This window comes from Amycolatopsis sp. lyj-112, from assembly GCF_046549055.1.
Lineage (GTDB): Bacteria > Actinomycetota > Actinomycetes > Mycobacteriales > Pseudonocardiaceae > Amycolatopsis.
In genome coordinates this window covers 60,929-80,724 of sequence record NZ_JAJPWS010000004.1, presented here as the reverse complement: position 1 = coordinate 80,724, position 19,796 = coordinate 60,929, and the positions used below count along the sequence as shown (strand labels likewise).

Here is a 19,796-nt window from a genome sequence, read left to right as displayed (position 1 = left end):
CGTTCGTGGAGCACCGTTGCCCTCGGTCGATGAGCCGATATCACGAGTTGTGCCGCGAGCTGTTCACCCAGAAGTGGGATTTTACGGCGCAGGATGGTGACGCCCGGAACCAGGGCCGATGTTCTGGTCAGCGGGCTCCGCGGAGCGGCAGGAACCTCCGGATGGGTACGCCCGTTCGGGGTAACGCAACCGGAGGCTCCTGTTTCAGATCAGCGTCCGCCAGCGTGTGATTCGGGTTCTGGTGGGCCTTGATTTGCCTACCCATCGGGACAGGTCCTCGTGCGGTGCGGAAGGCGACCTCACGCCCGCATCCGTCCTGGGTCGGGATCGGGTCGTGTGGGCCGAGGCACGGGACTGTGTGGAAATAGGGATTGAGCGTCCCTATTTCCACACACCCCTCGGTTCCGGAGAGTCACCCAGCTCACACGTAGGCACATAAATGAAGGTCCGCCTTAACCCGAATCGCCACTCGCGAGTCCGTCCTAGCTGGTTGCCCGTGGGCAGGTGGCGGTCTCGCGTGACTGGACGGACGACAGGTGTGCTCGGGCGGACGACACGTGTGACTGGAGGGACGACACGCCCCGCGGCCGGATTCAGCTGGCGACCTAGCCGTTCTCTCCGACCAGACGTGCCCGGATCTCGGTCTTGAGCACCTTGCCGACCGTCGACCGCGGCAGATCCGGCCAGATCAGGATCTCCTTGGGGGTCTTGACGCTGCCCAGCCGTTGCTTGACGGCCGCGCGGAGCTCGTCGGCCACGGTGGTCTTGTCGGTGTGGAGCTGGACGACCGCGGTGATCTGCTCACCCCATTTGTCGTGGGGCAGGCCGATCACGGCGCAGTCCCGCACCGCGGGATGGGTCATCAGCGCCTGCTCGACCTCGGCCGAATAGACGTTGAAGCCGCCGGTGATGATCATGTCCTTGGCGCGGTCGACGATGTAGAGGTAGTCGTCCTTGTCGAGGTAGCCGATGTCGCCCGTGTGATGCCAGCCGTGCGCGCTCGCCTCGGCCGTCGCGCCGGGATTTTTGTAGTAGCCCAGCATCACCAAGGAGCCGCGGACGACGATCTCGCCGCGTTCACCGGGCGGGAGCAGGTCGCCCGAGTCGGACATGATGGCGACCTGGGTCAGCGGTGTCGGCCTGCCGGCGGAGGTGAACCGTTCCCGGGCAAGGGAACCGTCGGTGTGGACGTGGTCGGCGGGGGCGAGGGTGGAGACCATCATCGGAGCCTCGCTCTGCCCGAAGAGCTGTCCGAAGACCGGCCCGATGCGCGTGATCGCCTCGGCGAGTTTGGTGGCCGACATCGGCGCGGCGCCGTACCAAAGGCACTGCAGCGACGACAGATCTCTGTCCGCCAGCGCCGGGTTGTCGAGCAGGAGATAGATGAGTGTCGGTGGCAGGAAGGTGTGCGTGATGCCGCGGCGTTCCACCAGGGCGAGGAACTCGCCGAGATCCGGGGACGGCATGACCACGATCTCCCCGCCGAGCGTCAGCACCGGGAAGCAGAGCACCCCCGCGGCATGGGTCAGCGGCGCGAGCGCCAGGTAGCGCGGCCGTCCGGCGAACGGGTAGCTCATCAGGGTGAGCGCCGACATCGTCTCGACGTTCCTGCCGCTGAGCATCACCGCCTTGGGATGGCCGGTGGTGCCGCCGGTGCCGACGAGCATGACCATGTCGTCCGGCGGTTCCGCCTGCCACGGCTCGACGCCGGCGCCGTCGAGCCACTCGGAAAAGGTGACGGCGCCGGGCATCGAGCCGTCCAGGCAGACGACGGTGGTCAGCTTGGGCAACTGGGGCAGTATCCGGGCGACGAGCGGTGCGAAGGACTCCTGCACCAGAAGACAGGTGCAGTCGAACAGGTCGAGGAGTTCGCTGTTCTCGGCCGCCTCGTTGCGCGGGTTGACCGGGCACCACACGGCGCCGGCCCGGCCGATGCCGAACACGCAGCCGAACGACAGGGGATCGTTCCCCGAAAGGATCGCGACCTTGTCGCCCGGCCGGACACCGGACCGGGCCAGCGCTCGTCCCACCTGCCAGGACAGGTCCTGGACGGCGCGGTAGCTCAGCGACTCGCCGCCCATGCTCAGGCACGGTGCCGCCGGGTCGAGTGAAGCGCCTTTGTCGAGGTAGTCGGTCAATCGCACGCGCTCGTCCTTCCGCTCAGCCGTGGACGGTCAGGACCGGATTCGACACCAACCCGAAGCTGCGCAGGACGCCGAGCAGTTCCCGGTGCCCGAACGCCTGGCAGCCGGAAGCGAACCCGACGCGCTTCGGCGGCTGCTGCAGGAGCGAATAGGCGGCGTACGCCTGCATCAGTCCGGTCTGCTTGTAGTTGCAGGTGCCGTGGATGACGCAGTGCGCGCGCCCCAGCGGGCCGGAGGCGTGCACGGAATCCAGCGAGGTGTTGATCCGCTGGTTCTCCCGCGGCGGCATCTCGTCCCGGACCGCGGCGGCCTGTTCGGCCAGGACCTTCAGCTTCTCGGCCTCGGGCAGATCCTTCACCTGTTCGAGCGCGGCCGCGACGATCTGTGGCACGGCCTGCATGAGTCCGCGGTCGAAGACACCGCCGACGGCCTTGACGTTGGCCACGCGCGGGTCGCGTTTGAACCACACGGGATGCGAGGTGCCGCCCCACGGCAGCGCCAAACCGGTTTCGTGATGCCCGGGAACGGTGACGTCCTGAACGCCGCCGTCCGCCGGCCAGGGCCGGTACTCGTTCTGCTCGAGGTGATAGGCCGACGACAACGCGGCGTTGACCAGGATCGTCTTGGTGGAAGCGACTGTGGGATAACCCTTCCAGAACACCAGGATGTCCAATGTGTCCAGTCCGGGGGTTTCCAGGCACAGGTTCGCCGCGATCTCGCCGGTGGTGTACATCTGGGCGATGCCGGGGGAGAGCAGCAGGCCTTTCTCGGCCATCTGCGCGCCGTACCGTTCCTCGGCGGAGATCAGCCAGTCCTGTTCACCGGTGGTGTCGAGGTAGTGGGTTCCGGTGCGCACACAGGCTTCGACGACCTCGTGGCCGTGCTCGCTGAACGGTCCGACGGTGTTGCACACGACCTGAGCGTCGCGGAAAAGCTCGGTGAGCGCCTCGACGTCATGGGACACCTCGACGATCTCGTGGTCCACGGTGTCGAGGCCGGGAATGCGATCCAGCGCGTCCTGCAGTCGCGCCTTGTCACGGCCCGCCGCGACGAAGGGGACGTTGTACTCGCGCAGGTACTCGCAGATCAGCCGTCCGGTGTAGCCGGAAGCGCCGTAGACGACGACGGGTTTGGGGGTGCTCATGGAGGTCCTTTCGTTTGTCGCCAAGGGAAAGCGGGTCACATGCCCATGCCGCCGTCGACCGGGAGGCCGGCGCCGGTGATGAACCGTGCCGCGTCCGAGGCGAGGAACACGACGGCGTCGGCCATGTCGGCGACCTCGCCGAGCCGTCCGGCCGGGGTCTGTGCGATGACGGCGCCGATGGCCTCTTCGACGCTGGGGAAGAGACCGACCTCCACGACGTCCTGCGCGAGCTGGTTACCCATCTGTGTGGGCACGAGACCGGGGTAGACGCAGTTGACCCGCACGCCGTAACCGAGCTTCCCCGACTCCATCGCCGCGACCCGGGTGAGCCTGTCCACCGCGGACTTCGTCGCCGAATAGCCGGCGATGCCGGGGAAGGCGATGGTCGCCGCGACGGAGGAGATGTTCACGACGGCGCCACCGGTGCCCGCGGGGCCGCCCGGCCGCATCGCGCGGAAGGCGTGCTTCACGCCGAGCGCGGTGCCCAGCACGTTGACTTCGAGCATCTTCCGTACGTCGGCGGGATCGAGTTCGGCGACGAGCCCGGTGATCTCGACGCCGGCGTTGTTCACCACGATGTCCAGGCCGCCGAGCTCGCCGATCGTCGCGGTGATCGCCTGCTGCCAGCTCTGCTCGTCGGTGACGTCCAGTTGGACGAAGCTCGCTGTGGCGCCCTTCTGCTTGATCGCGTCGGCGGTGGCGCGCCCGAGATCGTGCTGCACATCGCCGATGACGACCGAGGCCCCGGCTTCTGCGAGTGCCTCGGCCATGCCTGCCCCGAGACCCTGCGCTCCGCCCGTGACCAGGGCTTTCCGGCCGGAAAGGTCATACGAACCCATGGACTTCTCCTCCTTGAGACGGTCCGCGGCTGCGGCGTGGGTCACATCATCAGCCAGTTTTGGACAGTCGTCAAGATTTTCTTGGACAGTCGTCAAGATTTAGGCGACGCTAGACTGTGAACCCCGCGGCAGGCGCGGGCTTCCGGACCGGACAGGAACCCGTGGTGACCGAGACGAGCGAGCGGATCGCGCGCAGGAGCGTGGACAAGTTCGCCCAGCGCCGGGCGGAGCTGGCGGAGTCCGCGCTGCAGACGCTGTCCGAGCTGGGGTACGCCAGGACGAGCCTGCGGGAGATCGCGCAGAAGTCGAACTTTTCCCATGGCGTGCTGCACTACTACTTCACCGACAAGGTGGAACTGCTGACCTACGCGGTCCGCAAGTTCGAAGAAGTGTGCGTGACGCGGTACGACGAGGCCGTGGCCGCGGCGCGATCGGCCGACGAACTCCGGCACGGTTTCGGCACCGCGATGGCGGGCACGCTCCGGGCCGACGCGGTGATGCACCGGCTTTGGTACGACCTGCGTAACCAGAGCTTGTTCGAGGCGGCCTTCCGCGCCGATGTCCTGGACATCGACGTGCAGCGGCAGGGGATGATCTGGCGCGTCGTGGAGCGCTACGCCGAGCTTGCCGGTGCTTCGCCGGTCGCCACCCAGGCGTTCGCTTACGCCGCCTTCGACGGGCTCTTCCAGCAGGCGCTGCTGCACCACCTCGCCGGTGAAGAGAGCGCCGCGGACGACTTGGCGGAGAACGCCGGCCTGATGCTGGAGCGTTTGGTCACAGGCTGACGCGCCGGGCCGCCTCTCCGGTGCTCGGCTCGGGCATGATCGACTCATGCGCGTCCTGTCGGAGAGCCAGCTGAGTGCGGTCCTGTCCGGTGTCCCCTCGCGGCAGCCCCGAGTGGTGGTGAGCGGGAACTTCGCCACCCCGATGCGGGCACTGGCGGTTCTGGACGCCGCGCTGGCGGAATACCGTTTGTTCGCGCTGAACGCGCAGGTCGGTGTGCCGGATCGGCCGGGGGTCCTGCTGGAGACGCCGTTCGTCGGAGCGGGGATGCGCGGCCGCGCCGGATTGCGGTACTTCCCGTCGCGCCTGTCGCTGGTACCGCAGCTGCTCAAGCAGGCACTGCCGCCGGACGTCGTCCTGGTGCACACTTCCGTGCCGGTGGACGGCGTGGTGTCGTTGGGGACGGAAGTGAACATCCTGCCGGCCGCCGTCGAGGCCGTCCGGGCGCGTGGCGGTCTGGTGATCGCGCAGCTCAATCCGAATATGCCGTTCACCTATGGCGACGGTGTCCTGCCGGTCGAAGAAATCGACTACGCCCTGGACGCGGAAGAACCACTCCTCTCGCCGGAGCCGAGGCCGGTGGGCGACACGGCACGGACCATCGGTGAGCGGGTGGCCGGGCTGGTGGCGGACGGCGCGACCCTGCAGCTCGGCATCGGCGGCATCCCGGACGCGACGCTGGCCGCGGTGACCGGCCGGAAGGGCCTCTCGATCTGGTCGGAGATGTTCAGCGACGGCGTGCTCGAACTCGACCGCGCCGGGGCGCTCGATCCGGCGGAACCCGTGACGGCTTCGTTCGTGTTCGGCAGCGCCGAGCTGTACCGGTGGCTCGACCGCAATCCCCGGATCCGGTTGCTGCGCACGGAGAAGACGAACGATCCCGCGGTGATCGCCCGGCAGCGTGGTCTGGTTTCGGTGAACAGCGCTCTAGAGGTCGATTTGTTCGCGCAGGCCAACGCGAATCGGGTCCGAGGGGCGATCTACTCGGGGTTCGGTGGGCAGACCGATTTCGTCGTCGGGGCACTGCACTCGCCCGGTGGCCGGGCGATCATCGCGCTCCCGTCCTGGCATCCCAAGGCCGACGTCTCGACGGTCGTGCCCCGGCTGGCCGGGCCGGTGACGTCGTTCCAGCACAGCTTCCTCGTCAGCGAACACGGCGTCGCAACCATCTGGGGCAACGACTCGAGCGAGCAGGCGCAGCAGATCGTCGACCACGTCGCGCATCCGGCGGCGAGGGAAGAACTCCTGACGCGAGGCCGGGAACTCGGATTCACCCTTCACGGCTGAGGTGCGTCAGGACTCGCCGCTGATCCTGGTCGAGGCGAGCGAAGCCGCGGTGATCGTCCTGGCCGCGGTCTGCGTCGACGAGCTGGAGTTCAGGCTGGTGAGCGACGTCTGGCTGAGCGCGTGGACGACGAATTCGTAGGTGTTCACGGTCGAGGGCGAGCACGGGCCCTGGTAGCCGTAGAGGCTCGCGCTTCCCCGGTAGTAGACCTGCCTGGCTCCTGCCGGCAGTGACGGCCGATAGGCGTGTTCGACGGCCTGGGGGAGCGAGGCCGTGTTCGCCGGGATGTCGTAGATGACCCAGTGGATGAGGTTGGCGTTGTCGAGGTCGCGCATGACGATCGCGTAGCTCTTGGCGGCGGCGGGAGCGCCTGACCAGGCCAGGGGAGGGGACTCGTTCTTCTTGGCCGGGTCTTGGCCGCCGCCGCTGGTGCACTCGTGGGCCTTGGGAATGATTCCGCCGTTGACGAAGGCGTTGCTGGACAAGGTGAACGCATTCCGGCCCGGCGAAGCGGCGGCGGGTGAAAGGCCGGCGGCCAAGGTGAAGGCCAAGGCGCAGAAGGCAATTTTCGCGGTTCTCACTGGGGGCTCCCGAGGATGCTTTCGGTCCGTGGGGCTGATGAACTCAGCGTAGGCATCCCGGATTGCTTGGGCAGCGCACTTTTCCGGTCGAACAGGGTGTATTCAACGGCTTTCGGCCGCCGCTATTTCGATTTCGAGGATCCTCTTAACGTGCATCTTTCGCAGGAATCGCACGGACTTTTGTTGACCTCATACAAAAGGGCTGGCCTACTGGGGGCCACGCGGTCGTCGCGCAGCGGAGCGCGACCTGTGTCCCCACCGAGGAGGAACGCCCATGCGGCCGTTCGCCGCCTTGCTCGCGTTGGTCCTGGCCGTCGGGTTCCCCGCCCCGGCCCTTGCACAGCCGTTTAGCGCCGCGCAGCCGGAAATACCACCGCAGGAACCTGGTGTGACGCTGCGCGTGTTCGACGTGCAGGTTCCGCTGGAGAAGTACTGCACGCTCAAACCCAGCCAGACGCCCAATATCGACAAGCTGATGCCGACGATCGACTGGGCGGGCGCGGAGCATTTCGGCGTCACGGACAGATTCGTCACGGAGGTCACCGGCTACCTGAACATCACCGCCGCCGGCCGCTACGACTTCCGGCTCACCAGCGATGACGGTGCCAGGTTGTTCCTCGGCGGTACCCAGGTCATCGACCATGGCGGCAAGCACGGCGCGACCCCGAAGGACGGCTCGATCGAGTTGTCCCCAGGCGCCCATCCCTTGCGTATCGACCATTTCGACGCCGACTTCGACCAGCGGCTCAAACTGGAATGGCGGTCTCCCGGAGCGGCTGATTTCTCCCTGGTGCCCACCTCGGCGCTGAGCACCGATGCCGACGTCACACGGGTCACCTCGCCCGGCCGCAAGGAGTGCGAGGGTGTCACGGAATCTCCCGGCGACGGCCTGCCGCTGACCGGCGTCCACCCCGGCTACAAGCTGACGAATCTGCGTCCCGAGGGTTTCGAGCCCCAGGTCACCGGCATGGATTGGCTTCCGGACGGCCGGCTGGCCATCTCCACCTGGGGCGGCGGCAGGCAGACGACGCTCGGTGAGGTGTACCTGCTCGGCAACGTCACCGGCGCCACCGATCCGTCGCAGGTGACGACGAAGAAGATCGCCGGGGACCTCCAGGAGCCGATGGGTGTCAAGTACGTCGACGGCACGTTGTACGTGTCCGAGAAGAAGGGCCTGACCGCGCTCGTCGACACCAACGGCGACGAGGTCACCGATCAGTACCGCACGATCGCGACCTGGCCGTTCGGCGGCAATTACCACGAGTTCGCGTTCGGTCTGCTGTACCGGAACGGTTCCTTCTACGTCTCCACCGGCATCGCCATGGTCCCCGGCGGCGCGACCCTCGACCCGCAGCTCGCCGCCAACCGGGGTTCCACGCTCAAGATAGACAAGGCCACCGGGAAAGTGTCCTATGTGGCCGGTGGGCTGCGCACACCCAACGGCCTCGGCTGGGGCCCGGAGGGCGATCTCTTCGTCGCCGACAACCAGGGTGCGTACTTGCCGACGTCGAAGCTGCTACGCGTCAAACAGGGCCGCTTCTTCAATCACCACACCAATCCCGACGGACCGTTCGACGACCAGCCGGTGACCCAGCCCGTGCTGTGGCTGCCCCATGGCGAAATATCGAACTCGCCGAGCAATCCGCTGATCCTCCCGAACGGGGTGTTCGCCGGTCAGATGGTCTTCGGCGACGTGACCTACGGCGGGCTGCAGCGCGCGTATCTGGAGAAGGTCGGGGGCGAGTATCAGGGTGCGGTGTTCCGGATGACGCAGGGCCTGGAGTCGGGTGTCAGCCGGATCAGCCTGGGGCCGGACGGCGCGATCTACACCGGCGGCATCGGCTCCGAAGGCAACTGGGGCCAGGCGGGCAAGCTCAAGCACGGCCTGCAGAAGTTGTCGCTCAGCGGCGCCGACGCGTTCGACATGCTCGCCATGCGCGCGATCGACGGTGGTTTCGAGATCGAGTACACCCAGCCACTTTCGGAGAAGACCGCGCAGGATCTGGTGGCGAAGTACAACGTCGCGCAGTGGCGGTATGTGGCGACGCCCCAGTACGGCGGCCCCAAGATCGACGAGGAGACCCTTCAGGTGACTTCGTCGGCGCTGTCCGCGGACCGCAGAACCGTGACACTGAAGGTGAACGGCTTGAAGCCGGGCCGCGTGGTCCACGTCCACTCACCCCGTCCGTTCGCGGCGGACTCCGGACAGGCGCTGTGGAGCACCGAGGCCTGGTACACCCTCACCACGCTGCCGGACGGTTCGACGGCGCCGCCGGAGTACGAGGCGGAATCGGCCAAACTGGCCGGTGGAACCGGGTTCAACACCACTCACTCCGGCTACTCGGGCGCCGGTTTCGTCGACCGCAACTGGACTCCCGGCAGCAGCACCACCTTCGCGGTCAACGTCGCCAAGGGTGGCCGTCACGACGTCGCCCTGCGCTATGCGAACGGGCCGAACCCCGATCCGCAACCCGTGACCAAGTCGATGAGCCTGTACGTCAACGGCCAGAAGCAGAAACAGATCTGGCTCGCCAGTACCGGTGCCTGGAATCAGTGGGCCACCCACGTCGAGTCCGCGTTGCTGCGGGCCGGGGCGAACACGATCTCCTTCGTCTACGAGCCGGAAGACGACGGCCACGTCAATCTCGACAAGATCAGCGTGACGCCGGGCCGGCGGATCACCTTGTTCGACGGGAAGAACCTCGACGCCTGGGAATCGACTGCGGGTGGCGCGGCGAAGTGGCCGGTGGCGAACGGCTCTGTGGAGTCGTTCGGCGGAGACATCCGCACCAAGGAGAAGTTCGGTGATTTCCGGATGCACGCCGAGTGGTACCAGCCGCACTACCCGCCGGAGCAGACCGGGCAGGCCCGCGGCAACAGCGGGGTCTACCTCCAGGAACGCTACGAAATCCAGGTACTTGAGTCGTTCGGCGTCACCGCACCGAAACCGAACGACGCAGGCTCGATCTACACGAAGAAGGCACCGGACGTGAACGCCGCGAGGCCGCCGGACACGTGGCAGAGCTACGACATCACGTTCCGGGCCGCGCGCTTCGACAGCAGTGGCAAGAAAGTGGCCGACGCACGAGTGACCATGTGGTGGAACGGCAAGCTGGTGCACGACAACGTGGCGATCAACGGCAGTACCGGCGCGGGGAATCCGGAAGGCCCGGCACAGGGCCATATCCGTTTGCAGGACCACGGCGACCCTGGGCCGAACCCGAGGTTCCGCACCGTCTGGATCGAACGGCTCTAGGCCCGCGCCGCGTCACTGCTTCGCCTGGTGGAACGTCACCACGAAGTAGTGACGCGGCGTCACTGTCGGAAACGCGCGGAAGAGTGTGAGATCAAGGTATGGACCTGACGTTGCCGCAACGGCTGTACCTGCTCATCTTCAATCTGGACAAGAACAAGCTCGATTCCGCCAGCGCGCTGGTTCGTGGTCAGCTGATGCGAGCGGGTGCGATGGCCGAGTTGACCATCGCGGGGCTGCTCGGTGATCAGGACGGCAAGGTCAGCCGCGACGCCACCGCACCGCCGCCGGGCGATCCGTTCCTGGCCGAGGTGTTCGACGATGTGTCCCCGGACAAACCGCGGTCGTGGTTCAGGCTCGTGGACCGCAACTGGCACAAGGCCGAAGCCACCGTGCGAGACCAACTCGAAGCGGCGGGAACGGTCACGGTCACCCGCGGCCGGATGCTGGGAGTCTTCCCGACCCGTCGGATCGCGCTCGGCGATCCTCGGCAGGTGGCCGCTTTGCGGGAGAACACACGGAACGCGGTCCTTCTCGGCCGCGACCCGGCCACCCTCCCGATAGAGGACGCGGTCGTGGCCGTGCTCGCCGCCGACGGCGATCTCTACAGCGTGTTCACCCCCAAGGAACGTCGTGCGCACAAGCCCGCGCTCACCGCGCTGCGCGACCACGTCGACGCCACCCTCCCCGGACTGCGCAAGGCCGCCGGCCGTGCACTCGCCGCCTACCTTGCCGCGGAACAAGAACTCGGCCGGGTCGACAAGGACGCAGACCCGGCAGCCGCGGCGGGGCTCCTCCTCGGCGCTTGCCTCGAACGCGCGTTCCTCGGCCACTTCATCGACGCGGCCGACGCCAGGCCGAGCGTCGATCAGTTCGCCACCTCGCTGATCCGTACGCTCGGCGGCGGGCTCGCGCCGAGATGATCGGGCGTGGCGTCGGCGTCTCCGGCCGGTGTCAGCGCGGTGACCGTCCTGTGTCAGGGCGGTCGGCGATCGTGGCTCCCATGATCAGTTCATCGATCGCGGCCTCGGAGCCGCGAATGAGCAAGGGTGCCGACGACAACAGGGTCCGGAAGTCGCGGGTCTTCCGGAGGGCTGGGGCGACGGCGGCGGCGGCCGCTTTGCTGGCCGGGCTGGCCATGCCCGGGGTGGCCGCCGCGGACGGCACGGCCGCTGCCGGGCGAGATCGTCCGGATCTGCGGGCGATGGTCCAGGAGATCGCCGACTCCGGTTTCGCCGGAGCGCAGCTGCGGGTGCACGACGAGCGGGGCGACTGGGCCGGCAGCGCGGGAGTGCGCAAACTGGGCGAGACCGCCAAGCCGCCGACGAACGGGCGATTCCGGATCGGTAGCAACACCAAGACCTTCGTGTCGACCGTCGTGCTGCAACTGGTCGGGGAGGGCAGAGTGGGCCTGGACGCACCGGTGGCCGGGTATCTGCCCGAGTTCGGCTTGGACCGTCGGATCACGGTGCGAATGCTGTTGCAGCACACCAGCGGTTTGTTCGACTACACCGGCGCGATGTTGCCCGACGGGACGATCGTGCCGGGAATCCCCTTGGTGGGCAAGGAGTTCCTGGACAACCGGTTCCACACCTACCGGCCGGAGGAGCTCGTCCGGTTCGGCCTGTCCAAGCCGCCGCTGTTCGCGCCTGGAACGGACTGGAACTACACGAACATCAACTACGTGCTGGCCGGGCTGCTGATCAAGAAGGTCACCGGCAATCCCTACGGCGACGAGCTCCAGCGACGGATCCTGCGCCCGCTCGGACTGCGGGACACCGTGGTGCCGGGCACGTGGCCGGGGATCCCCGGGCCGCACGCCCACGGCTACTACCGCTACGAGGAGGCCGGGCAGTGGAAGACGGTCGACATCACCGATCAGAACCCTTCCTGGGCGTCCAGCGCCGGTGAGCTGATCTCGACCACCAAGGACCTCCACACGTTCTTCTCCGCGTTGCTGTCCGGGAGGCTTTTGCCCGCCCCGCTGCTGGCCGAGATGCGCAAGCCACACCCCAAGGGCGGCTACGGGCTGGGGTTGTACGTCCAGGACGCGGGCTCGAAATGCGGCATCGTCCTCAAAGGCATGGGCGGCTTCCACGGCTACGGAACGCTGATGGCCAGCACGCCTGACGGCAGCAGGACCTTCGAGCTGTCCATGACTTACGGGGACTCCGCGGCCGACCTGGGGCAGGCGTACAACAAGGCGGACCGGATGCTCGTCGACAAGGTGCTCTGCGACGGGAAGATCGGGTAGCCCACCAGGCGCGTTGGTACTTCTTGCCTTGCGCAGCGGCGCATTCGGTGACGAACGGCTGAGCGGAGGGCCGGGCGGTGTCACACCGCCCGGCCCTTGCGCGTTAGTGTCCCCTTTTTGTCCTGGGCCGGGTCCCACGGCGCGGCTAGCATGCTTGCGTGTGACTGCTGACGGCGTGCCACCGGAGCTTGAACAGCTGGACCAGATGATGCGGTTCGCGGTCGGAACTCTTGCTGCGACGCCCTTTTTGCGGCCGGATACCGCCCAGGAAGTTCTGGAAGCCGTTGCGCGCGGACGAGATGGGTCGGTCTTTTTCGACTGGCCGCGCGAGATGCCCGATGTCGAACGTCGGCACAGGGTGACCGAGTTGCTGTGCGCGACCGGTCTTGCCGTCGTCGATGGCGGTGAGGTTCGCTTCAGCCGTCGGGATGTAGCCGACTATTTGAGTGCGCATTACCTCTTTCGGCGGTATCCGCGTGCGCGGTCGCTGCGAGTGAGGAATTACTTGGCGCCGCAGGCTGTCTGGCCATGGCCGGATGCCGGGATGCAGCTGTTCCTGGCCGCCCTTTGGTGGCGGTCCGCCCGACCGGCGGTGGAACGGCGGCTTCGTCGGCTGCTGCACGAGCGGCATCGGGTTCCGAACATCCGTTTCGTGATCGAGCTTGCCCGGCGGGACCTGCTGCCGGGCAGCGGCATTGTCGAGCAGGTCGTGGAAGTACTGCGCGATGCGCTGACCCAGCCGGACGGGTTCGAGGCAGCGGTAGGCTTGTTGGTCGACCTCGACCCCGGGCAGGCGCTCGTGGAGTTGGAGTCGCTGGTCAGTAACCCTGGTCCAAGAGCGACGGACCGGCGCAGGCTCGACGCTGTCGACGAGATCGCGAAGCAGGACAAGCCCCGAGGCGCCAAGAGTCTCGCGATCCTGGCCGGCAACCTGACCGGTACGCCGTCGGATCGCTTGGAGACGGCGACCCTCATCGGGGAACGCGACCGCGCGCAAGCGAACCGGGCACGGCACCTGCTGGCCGCGAGCCCGGACATGGGAGATCTGCGAGCGGACGTCGTCATCGGTATAGGTTCGTCCGAGCTGATGCGGGAGTTCGTCGCGCTCGGGCGCGGCCTGCCCGACCGGAAACGCGAGGAGATCCTTGTCGCGCTACTGGGCATGCCAGGAGGGGACGGCATCGTGGCCGCGGAGCAATTTGCGGACACGGCCGCGCGGGAAGACACCCCGCTGCGTATCGCCGAGCTGGTGCGAGGCAGGGATTCCGGGACAGCGGTGCGGATCCTGGACTCGCTGCTCTGGCGGGACGAACCGGTCGACGGCGAAATGCGGTTCCGCGCGGCCGTCATGATCGGTGATCTAGAGCCCGCACAGGCGATCCCGGTGCTGGAGCGGTTCGCGGCGGATCCGGAAGCACCCGGTGGGCTGAGGGTGACCGCGGCGAAACGGATTCACGCCGTGTATGGCGGGCCGTCAGCCACGTTGGTGAACCTCGCCGAGGATCCCCGGCTCGAGGCTATTTACCGCGGTGACGCGGCGCAGGCGGTCAGTGAGGTGGACAAGGTGCTGGGCGCCCGGCTGTACATCACGATCTCGAAGTCGGGTTCAGGCAGCCACGTGACCCGGCTTTCCTGGCTGCGCCAGGCCTACGACTGTGACGCGGAGCAGGCCACACCTGAGCTCGCCGAGCTCGCCGCACATGCGCCCGCCCCGGGCAAGACCAGGCTCGGCGCCGTCAAGGTGCTCCGGTCCACGCTGTCTCAAGTTCGTGTGGTCGCCTTGTACACCACGATCGCCGACAGCGCCGACGACCGAACGGCCCTGGAAGCCGCCCGTGAGGTCGTGACGCTGGATACGCCGGCCGGACACCGGCTGCTGGCCGGGCTGGCGGACCGGCGGAAGGCGACCATCGACTTCCGGATCGCCGCCGCTGTCGAGGCTCGGGGAGCGGGAGTGCGGGCCTTGCGCGAGTTCGCGTTGACTGCCCGCCCGGATACCGCGCGTCTGAAGGCCGCGTCGGCGTTGCTCGAACACGATCGTTCAGCCGGAAAGGCGGCGCTGTGGGCCATCGTCAAGCGTGCCGACGGACGTGTCCGGATCCAGGCCGCGCTGGCCCTGCCGGGAAGCTCGGCCATGGCCGAGGCGCTCGTCTACGTGTCAGAACACGACCGTAACGCCGCGCTTCGCTTCGAAGCAGCGGACACGGCCATGGACCACGACGCGAAACGTGGGCGCGCGGCGATGCAGAAGCTTCTGGACGACCCGAGAACGTCTCCCAAGATTCGGGAGAAGGCCCGTAGGCGGCTGGGCTGACGGCGCTGTCCCTGGGTGATCTCGGCGAGTCGAACGTCCCTTGAGTTTCGCTACTACAGTTGCGTAATACGGTGCTGTGCCCTAGCCTAATTACGAAACGACGGTAGCGATATGGAAGGGGCGCCGGGTGAACAGGTCCAGGGGCAGGCCGAGGGACGACACGGCGGACGAACGGATCCTGGATGCGGCACTGGAAGCGCTGCTGTCGAAGGGATATGACGGTTTCTCGATGGACGCCGTGGCCGCGCAGGCCGGTTGCGCCAAGACGACGCTTTATCGCCGCTGGCCGAGCCAGGACCACCTGATCGTCGCGGTGGTCGCCCGGATGCAGCAGGACGTCGACGTGGCGGACACCGGTGACATCCGGCGCGACCTCGTGCGTTATCTGACGGCCATCGCCGCGGGCCTCAACCGGATGCGCAGGGCCGGCCGGCCGGAGACGGCGGGCGGCAGTTCGGCCGGGGTCATCGCGGAAATCACGGCAGCCGCGGCCAGGCACGAGGACATCGGCCTGGCGGTACAACGCATGTTCGAACACCGCAACAAGGTCCCCCTGGAGCTTATCGAGCGGGCGAAGGCTCGCGGGGACCTGCCTGCCGACCTTGACGCCGAGGTGCTGTTCGACCAGCTCGCCGGGGGGCTGTACTACCGCGTCCTCGTTACCCAACGGCCAGTCGGACCGTCCTATGTGGACCGCCTGGTGAAGACCGCATTGGCAAAGAAAGGAACAGAAGAATGACCACTGTCGCCGAAACCGCACCCACGAGGAAACGCCGGTCCAGACGTGCACCGGCCATCGTGGCGGCGGTACTGCTCGTCCTCACCGGCTACACGATCTGGAGCAACGTCCGGGTGGTGACTCTGACCGCGTCGCTCGACATCCCGGCGCCCGCCGACCGGGTCTGGGCGGTGCTCACCGACTTTCGGTCATACCCGGGTTGGAACCCGTTCATGGTCTCGGCGGAGGTCGCCTCGCCAGACGGCACGCTCGCGGTGGATGCCACCCTGCGGATCGTCCTGCGCGACGCCGGTGGCGACATGTCGTTCGAGCCGACGGTTCTGGCGGTCGAGCCAGGCAAGGAACTGCGCTGGCTCGGCAAGCTCGGTCCGGGCTGGATCGCCGACGGCGAGCACGAGTTCACACTTCAGGCCCTCGGCCCGGACAGCACTCGTCTGGTGCAGACCGAGCGCTTCACCGGCGTCGCCGTCCCGTTCGCCGAAAGTACGTTGCGGGACACAGAACGCCAGTTCGATGCGATGAACCGCGCCCTCGCCATCCGTGCTTCCTCGTGAGTAGGTAGCGGCTGTTCACCCTTTGTCACCGGCGCCCGCTCGGGTCGACCCGTTCCGGTGGGTCAGCGGTGGGTCAGGGTGGCCAGCCAGCCGGGGTGGTCGGTGGTGCCCGTCATGTCGATCGAGGTGGTCCGGCCGAATGACAGGTCGTCGCTGGCGTACAAATGCTGGACGTCGCCGTCGCCTCGACGGGAAAACCCGGTGGGATCGCAGTCTCGCATGCCGGGGGAGCCCTGGTCTTCGAGGTTGAAGTCGCCGACGACGATGGCCGGCCGTGGATGACCGGCCGCGCGGTTCATCAGGTCCCGGCATTGGGCGAGCGCGGTCGGTGCGTCGTCGGAGGACAGATGCGTGGTGCAGGCGCTGAGTTCAGCGGCGGACAGGCATGCCCAGGACCGCAGCTCCAGGTGGCCGTCCGCGGCCGTGTACTGGGCGGTGTAGGTGCCGGACTCCTCGTCTGTGGCGGCGAAACTGTTCGCGACCATGATGATGTTGCCGTACTGCTGGGCACCGTCGCGGCACAGCGTGGGAGTGCCGTCGAGGTTGCGTGCCGCGACGAACAGGGCCCGCGCGGGGCCCATGGCCGGTCGCAGCCGGTCGACGTCACCCGAACACGCCTCGTTCACTGACAACACTTGCGGCTTACTCGACCCGATCACCTCGGCGGCTTTGACCAGCACCGCGTCGCCTCGGTAGCAGCCGGCCATTCCGCCGTGGCAGATGTTGAGCTGGAGCACGGTGATCGTCCCGGCGCTCGTCGGCGCGGTGCAGGCCGCTGCCGAGGGCACGGCCAGGAGCCCGAGCGCCATCAGCGAGACGATCACGCGATTCATGACAAGACACAAGCAGATGACCCAGCTTGACCACAACAGTCCGTCAGGCTCCGTATGCGGCGAGGAAGACGCGGGCGCCCTCGTCGGCGACCTCGTTCAGCTCGGCCTTCGTGCCGACGGCGGCATTGCCCATGAACGCCGTGCGCTGCAACGGGATCGACACGACGAGCCAGGCGAACAGATAGGCCGCGCGCGCAGGGTCGTCGACCTTGAGCAGTCCGCGCTCGGTCAAGCGCGTCAGGGTTTCCGCCAACAGGCCGGTCGTCCGCACCCAGCTGCGTTCGTAGTACTGGCGGCCCACTTCGGGGAATCGGTCCGCCTCGGCCATCACCAGACGGCGCATCTGGAGGACCTCGGGGTTCATGATCCCGGAGACCGTGATGCGGGCATGCTGCCGCAACGCGTTCTCGAGGTCGTCGGTCTCGGCGAGGGCGAGGATGTGCGGCCGGAAGAACTCGAAGCCTCGGTCCACCGTCTCGAGGACGACCGCCGCGAACAGCTCCTCCTTGTCGGCGAAGTACTGGTACACGGTCCGCTTGGACGCGCCGGCCGCCGCGGCGACCGCATCCATGCTGGTGCCGAGGTAACCATGCGTGGTGAACACCTTTCGCGCGGCGGCCACGATCTCCGCACGCTTGGTGGCCGACCGCTCCTCGCGACGTCCTGCCATGGACGACCCCCTTGACTCAGGAAACTACCCGGTTTAGTTTTCTAATATGAACACTAGCCAGTGTAGTTTTCAAGTTGGGTGCTCAGCCAGACCGGGCGATGTGAGATGACCGTCATCGCCGCGATCCTGACCTCGGCGATCGCGTCCTTCGTGATCAGCAGCGTCTGGTACTCGGTGGTGGACCGTGACCGCGCCTCGGACGGCCGTCCGTCCCCGCTGCAGATCGTCGCCGAGTTCGGCCGCAGCGCACTGGTGGCCGGCGCCATCGTCGGGTTGGCCAAGGCCATGGAGATCGCGACGGTCGGCCCGATGCTGCTGCTCGCGCTCGTGCTGTGGCTGGCGTTCCCGTTCGTGCTGCTGTCCGGTTCGGTCATGTGGGACAAGGTTCCGGTGGCCACAGCGGCCCGCCATGGCGGAGACTGGCTGATCAAGCTGCTCGCTGTGGGCACCATCGTCGGCCTGTGGCTCTAGAGGAGGCATCGTGAGTTATGAGAAGGACCCACGCGTCGACGACTACATCGACAAGCTGCCGGACTGGCAGCAGGAGATCTGCCGCCAGGTGCGCGACATCGTGCACGCGGCCGACTCCGAGGTCGTCGAGACGATCAAGCGGACGGTCCAGCCGTACTTCGTGCTGAACGGCAACGTCTGCGCGCTGCTCGCCACCAAGGACCACGTGAACGTGTTCCTCTACGACGGCGGCATCGTCCCCGACCCAGAGGGCATCGTCACGGCCGGGCACCAGAACAAGACCGGCCGGATGATCTCCTACTACGAGGGCGAACCGATCACCGTGCCCGCGCTCACCCGGTATCTCGAGCACATCATCGCGAACAACCGCGCCGGCGGCTGGCGCAAGATCAAGGCCGCGCAGGCGTGAATTCGTGACGTCCACAAGGAGAAGACGTGTCCACACATACGACCGGCGACTCGACCGCGCCGCAGACCAGCCTCGGTCCGTTCTCCTCGCCCGGCGCCAGCCCGACGCCTTGGGAGGAGACGGAGTGGGCACTGCGCCGGACCCAGAAATTCCAGCTGTGCACGGTACGCCGCGACGGCCGCCCCCACGTGACACCGTTGCTGGCGATCTGGGCGCTCGGCGCGATGTGGTTCACCACCGGTGACAACGAGCAGAAGGCCAAGAACCTCAGCGCCAACCAGCACTGCGTGCTGAGTGCCGGAACCGACACCCTGACCGGCATGGACTACATCATCGAAGGCACTGCGAGCCTGGTCGCCGATCAGGCCACCAGGGAAGCTGTGGCGACCGCGTTCGAACAGGCCTATGGCTGGCAGCTCACCCGCGAGGACGGAACCTGGTATCAACTGGGCGACTCCGTTCGGGCCGGGAAACTTCAGCTCTACCGGGTCCGGCCGGACAAGGGATTCGCCTTCGCCGTCGGTGGTAAGTCGTCCCAGACTCGCTACCGGTGGAGCTGAGGGCGAGGCCAGGTTCCGGCAGCCGTCAGCGCTCGAGCATCGCCACGGCGACCTCGTCGGCGGCTGTGCCCGAGAGGGCGGTCCCCATCTTGTCGAGCACGAGCAGACGTGCGTCGGGGATCGCGGTGGCAAGCGCCTCTCCGTTGCCCACGGGGAAGAACGGGTCGTTGCGCCCATGCACGATGAGTGTCGGCAGCGCGAGATCGCCCAGGCGCTCGCGCCACCGCGGCGCGCAGTCGAGCCGGGAGAACACCATCCCGAGCTGATTCGCCTGCTGCACCGCCGGTTCGGTCGACGGCGTGCGGTCCCAGATTCGGGCCGCTGTCGCGCGTGCCTGCTCCGGGTCGTTGCCGAGCAACTCCGCGCCGTCAGCCGCGAAGGCCGCGACCGCTGTCCGGTCGGTCCAGTCAGGCATGGGGCGGGAGAACACCGCCGCCATCGTCGCCGCGTCGTGGTCCGGCAGATCGTCGTCGACAGGGCCGGGCGCGACCGGCCGTGTGCCCACCAGGGTCAGCGCCGAGAACGCAGCCGGATGGTCGAGCGCGGCGACCTGGGCGACCATCCCGCCGACACCGACTCCGCCGAGGTGGGCCGTCGCGGCGCCGAGAGCACCGACGAGCGCCGCTGCATCGGCGGCGAGATCGCGCAGGCTGTACGCCGGCGCCTCCGGGTCCAGGGTCGTCGACGCTCCGCAGTCGCGCAGGTCGTAACGGACCACCCGTCGCCCACCCGCCGCGAGCCGCTCGCACACCGCATCCGGCCAGGAGAGCATGGTGGTTCCGCCGGCCAGCAGCACGAGCGGATCAGTAGCGCGACCGAAGCTCTCGATACCGAGTTCGACGCCGTTCGCTCGCTGTGAGGTCATGCGTCACCGTACCCAACGCGCGCACGTTCGGCGTGGTCACTTATCGCCCCTTGTGCTGCCCCATCGACGGTTCCTCCGCGACAGCGGTCCTGGGACGC

The 19,796-nt window shown here is 67.5% G+C and carries 19 protein-coding genes; 11 read left to right on the top strand and 8 right to left on the bottom strand.

Annotation, left to right across the window (positions count from 1 at the left end; translation table 11 throughout):
• Window positions 1–605: 605 nt before the first annotated feature.
• From ACLJRL_RS16215 to ACLJRL_RS16205, 3 genes are read right to left on the bottom strand one after another with little or no spacing between them, the layout of a single operon-like run.
• Entirely contained in the window at window positions 606–2,144 is a 1,539-nt protein-coding gene (locus tag ACLJRL_RS16215; RefSeq protein WP_410656995.1) for an AMP-binding protein, read from the bottom strand.
• A gap of 16 nt (window positions 2,145–2,160) precedes the next feature.
• Complete coding sequence (locus ACLJRL_RS16210; protein WP_410656994.1) at window positions 2,161–3,288, bottom strand: DUF5938 domain-containing protein; 1,128 nt, start codon at window positions 3,286–3,288, stop codon at window positions 2,161–2,163.
• Window positions 3,289–3,323: 35 nt separating this feature from the next.
• Window positions 3,324–4,127, bottom strand: a complete 804-nt coding sequence (locus ACLJRL_RS16205) for an SDR family NAD(P)-dependent oxidoreductase (protein WP_410656993.1) — start codon at window positions 4,125–4,127, stop codon at window positions 3,324–3,326.
• 164 nt (window positions 4,128–4,291) lie between these two features.
• Between ACLJRL_RS16205 and ACLJRL_RS16200 the strand changes: the two genes are divergently transcribed.
• Both ACLJRL_RS16200 and ACLJRL_RS16195 read left to right on the top strand, forming a co-directional pair.
• A complete protein-coding gene (locus ACLJRL_RS16200; RefSeq protein ID WP_410656992.1) occupies window positions 4,292–4,912 on the top strand; it encodes a TetR/AcrR family transcriptional regulator in 621 nt (206 codons plus the stop codon).
• Between the two features lie 46 nt (window positions 4,913–4,958).
• A complete protein-coding gene (locus ACLJRL_RS16195) occupies window positions 4,959–6,197 on the top strand; it encodes an acetyl-CoA hydrolase/transferase family protein (protein ID WP_410656991.1) in 1,239 nt (412 codons plus the stop codon).
• A 6-nt stretch (window positions 6,198–6,203) separates the two neighbouring features.
• Here ACLJRL_RS16195 and ACLJRL_RS16190 read toward each other — a convergent pair whose 3' ends face one another.
• Window positions 6,204–6,776 (bottom strand): YbhB/YbcL family Raf kinase inhibitor-like protein, encoded by a 573-nt coding sequence (locus ACLJRL_RS16190; protein ID WP_410656990.1) that lies wholly within the window; start codon window positions 6,774–6,776, stop codon window positions 6,204–6,206.
• A gap of 274 nt (window positions 6,777–7,050) precedes the next feature.
• Between ACLJRL_RS16190 and ACLJRL_RS16185 the strand changes: the two genes are divergently transcribed.
• The 3 genes from ACLJRL_RS16185 to ACLJRL_RS16175 all read left to right on the top strand — a co-directional run bounded on the left by ACLJRL_RS16185 (window position 7,051) and on the right by ACLJRL_RS16175 (window position 12,283).
• Window positions 7,051–10,032 (top strand): family 16 glycoside hydrolase, encoded by a 2,982-nt coding sequence (locus tag ACLJRL_RS16185; protein ID WP_410656989.1) that lies wholly within the window; start codon window positions 7,051–7,053, stop codon window positions 10,030–10,032.
• 98 nt (window positions 10,033–10,130) lie between these two features.
• Window positions 10,131–10,952, top strand: a complete 822-nt coding sequence (locus ACLJRL_RS16180) for a GOLPH3/VPS74 family protein (protein WP_410656988.1) — start codon at window positions 10,131–10,133, stop codon at window positions 10,950–10,952.
• A gap of 116 nt (window positions 10,953–11,068) precedes the next feature.
• The gene (locus ACLJRL_RS16175) at window positions 11,069–12,283 is read left to right on the top strand and encodes a serine hydrolase domain-containing protein (RefSeq protein WP_410657433.1); all 1,215 of its coding nucleotides are present in this window, start codon (window positions 11,069–11,071) and stop codon (window positions 12,281–12,283) included.
• Between the two features lie 145 nt (window positions 12,284–12,428).
• Here ACLJRL_RS16175 and ACLJRL_RS16170 read toward each other — a convergent pair whose 3' ends face one another.
• Window positions 12,429–12,914, bottom strand: a complete 486-nt coding sequence (locus tag ACLJRL_RS16170) for a hypothetical protein (RefSeq protein ID WP_410656987.1) — start codon at window positions 12,912–12,914, stop codon at window positions 12,429–12,431.
• Between the two features lie 21 nt (window positions 12,915–12,935).
• Between ACLJRL_RS16170 and ACLJRL_RS16165 the strand changes: the two genes are divergently transcribed.
• The 3 genes from ACLJRL_RS16165 (at window position 12,936) to ACLJRL_RS16155 (ending at window position 15,890) form a co-directional block, all read left to right on the top strand.
• A complete protein-coding gene (locus tag ACLJRL_RS16165; protein WP_410656986.1) occupies window positions 12,936–14,597 on the top strand; it encodes a hypothetical protein in 1,662 nt (553 codons plus the stop codon).
• A 127-nt stretch (window positions 14,598–14,724) separates the two neighbouring features.
• Entirely contained in the window at window positions 14,725–15,336 is a 612-nt protein-coding gene (locus tag ACLJRL_RS16160) for a TetR/AcrR family transcriptional regulator (protein ID WP_410656985.1), read from the top strand.
• Window positions 15,333–15,890: an SRPBCC family protein gene (locus ACLJRL_RS16155; RefSeq protein WP_410656984.1), complete on the top strand. Its 558-nt coding sequence runs from the start codon at window positions 15,333–15,335 to the stop codon at window positions 15,888–15,890. Before ACLJRL_RS16160 ends, ACLJRL_RS16155 begins: the two co-directional genes overlap by 4 nt.
• A gap of 62 nt (window positions 15,891–15,952) precedes the next feature.
• Here ACLJRL_RS16155 and ACLJRL_RS16150 read toward each other — a convergent pair whose 3' ends face one another.
• Together ACLJRL_RS16150 and ACLJRL_RS16145 are read right to left on the bottom strand one after the other, a co-directional pair.
• Window positions 15,953–16,723, bottom strand: coding sequence for an endonuclease/exonuclease/phosphatase family protein (locus tag ACLJRL_RS16150; protein ID WP_410656983.1), 771 nt, complete (start codon window positions 16,721–16,723; stop codon window positions 15,953–15,955).
• 43 nt (window positions 16,724–16,766) lie between these two features.
• The gene (locus ACLJRL_RS16145) at window positions 16,767–17,393 is read right to left on the bottom strand and encodes a TetR/AcrR family transcriptional regulator (RefSeq protein WP_410656982.1); all 627 of its coding nucleotides are present in this window, start codon (window positions 17,391–17,393) and stop codon (window positions 16,767–16,769) included.
• Between the two features lie 105 nt (window positions 17,394–17,498).
• Here ACLJRL_RS16145 and ACLJRL_RS16140 point away from each other — a divergent pair, with 105 nt between their 5' ends.
• Genes ACLJRL_RS16140 through ACLJRL_RS16130 form a run of 3 tightly spaced genes read left to right on the top strand, consistent with a single transcriptional unit; the run spans window position 17,499 to window position 18,833 of the window.
• The gene (locus ACLJRL_RS16140; protein WP_410656981.1) at window positions 17,499–17,864 is read left to right on the top strand and encodes a DUF1761 domain-containing protein; all 366 of its coding nucleotides are present in this window, start codon (window positions 17,499–17,501) and stop codon (window positions 17,862–17,864) included.
• 10 nt (window positions 17,865–17,874) lie between these two features.
• Window positions 17,875–18,273 (top strand): DUF1801 domain-containing protein, encoded by a 399-nt coding sequence (locus ACLJRL_RS16135; RefSeq protein WP_410656980.1) that lies wholly within the window; start codon window positions 17,875–17,877, stop codon window positions 18,271–18,273.
• A gap of 26 nt (window positions 18,274–18,299) precedes the next feature.
• Entirely contained in the window at window positions 18,300–18,833 is a 534-nt protein-coding gene (locus ACLJRL_RS16130; RefSeq protein WP_410656979.1) for a pyridoxamine 5'-phosphate oxidase family protein, read from the top strand.
• A 25-nt stretch (window positions 18,834–18,858) separates the two neighbouring features.
• On the opposite strand, the gene ACLJRL_RS16125 is transcribed toward ACLJRL_RS16130, so the two are convergent.
• On the bottom strand, window positions 18,859–19,698 hold the full coding sequence (locus ACLJRL_RS16125; RefSeq protein ID WP_410656978.1) for an alpha/beta fold hydrolase: 840 nt from the start codon (window positions 19,696–19,698) through the stop codon (window positions 18,859–18,861).
• Window positions 19,699–19,796 lie beyond the last annotated feature (98 nt).

Coding starts and splice junctions, on each gene's coding strand:
- ACLJRL_RS16140 (WP_410656981.1), top strand. CDS start 17,499: ATGACCGTCATCGCCGCGATCCTGACCTCGGCGATCGCGTCCTTCGTG.
- ACLJRL_RS16155 (WP_410656984.1), top strand. CDS start 15,333: ATGACCACTGTCGCCGAAACCGCACCCACGAGGAAACGCCGGTCCAGA.
- ACLJRL_RS16185 (WP_410656989.1), top strand. CDS start 7,051: ATGCGGCCGTTCGCCGCCTTGCTCGCGTTGGTCCTGGCCGTCGGGTTC.
- ACLJRL_RS16210 (WP_410656994.1), bottom strand. CDS start 3,288: ATGAGCACCCCCAAACCCGTCGTCGTCTACGGCGCTTCCGGCTACACC.
- ACLJRL_RS16125 (WP_410656978.1), bottom strand. CDS start 19,698: ATGACCTCACAGCGAGCGAACGGCGTCGAACTCGGTATCGAGAGCTTC.
- ACLJRL_RS16150 (WP_410656983.1), bottom strand. CDS start 16,723: ATGAATCGCGTGATCGTCTCGCTGATGGCGCTCGGGCTCCTGGCCGTG.
- ACLJRL_RS16175 (WP_410657433.1), top strand. CDS start 11,069: ATGAGCAAGGGTGCCGACGACAACAGGGTCCGGAAGTCGCGGGTCTTC.
- ACLJRL_RS16145 (WP_410656982.1), bottom strand. CDS start 17,393: ATGGCAGGACGTCGCGAGGAGCGGTCGGCCACCAAGCGTGCGGAGATC.
- ACLJRL_RS16205 (WP_410656993.1), bottom strand. CDS start 4,127: ATGGGTTCGTATGACCTTTCCGGCCGGAAAGCCCTGGTCACGGGCGGA.
- ACLJRL_RS16195 (WP_410656991.1), top strand. CDS start 4,959: ATGCGCGTCCTGTCGGAGAGCCAGCTGAGTGCGGTCCTGTCCGGTGTC.
- ACLJRL_RS16180 (WP_410656988.1), top strand. CDS start 10,131: ATGGACCTGACGTTGCCGCAACGGCTGTACCTGCTCATCTTCAATCTG.
- ACLJRL_RS16170 (WP_410656987.1), bottom strand. CDS start 12,914: ATGCCGCTCGTGCAGCAGCCGACGAAGCCGCCGTTCCACCGCCGGTCG.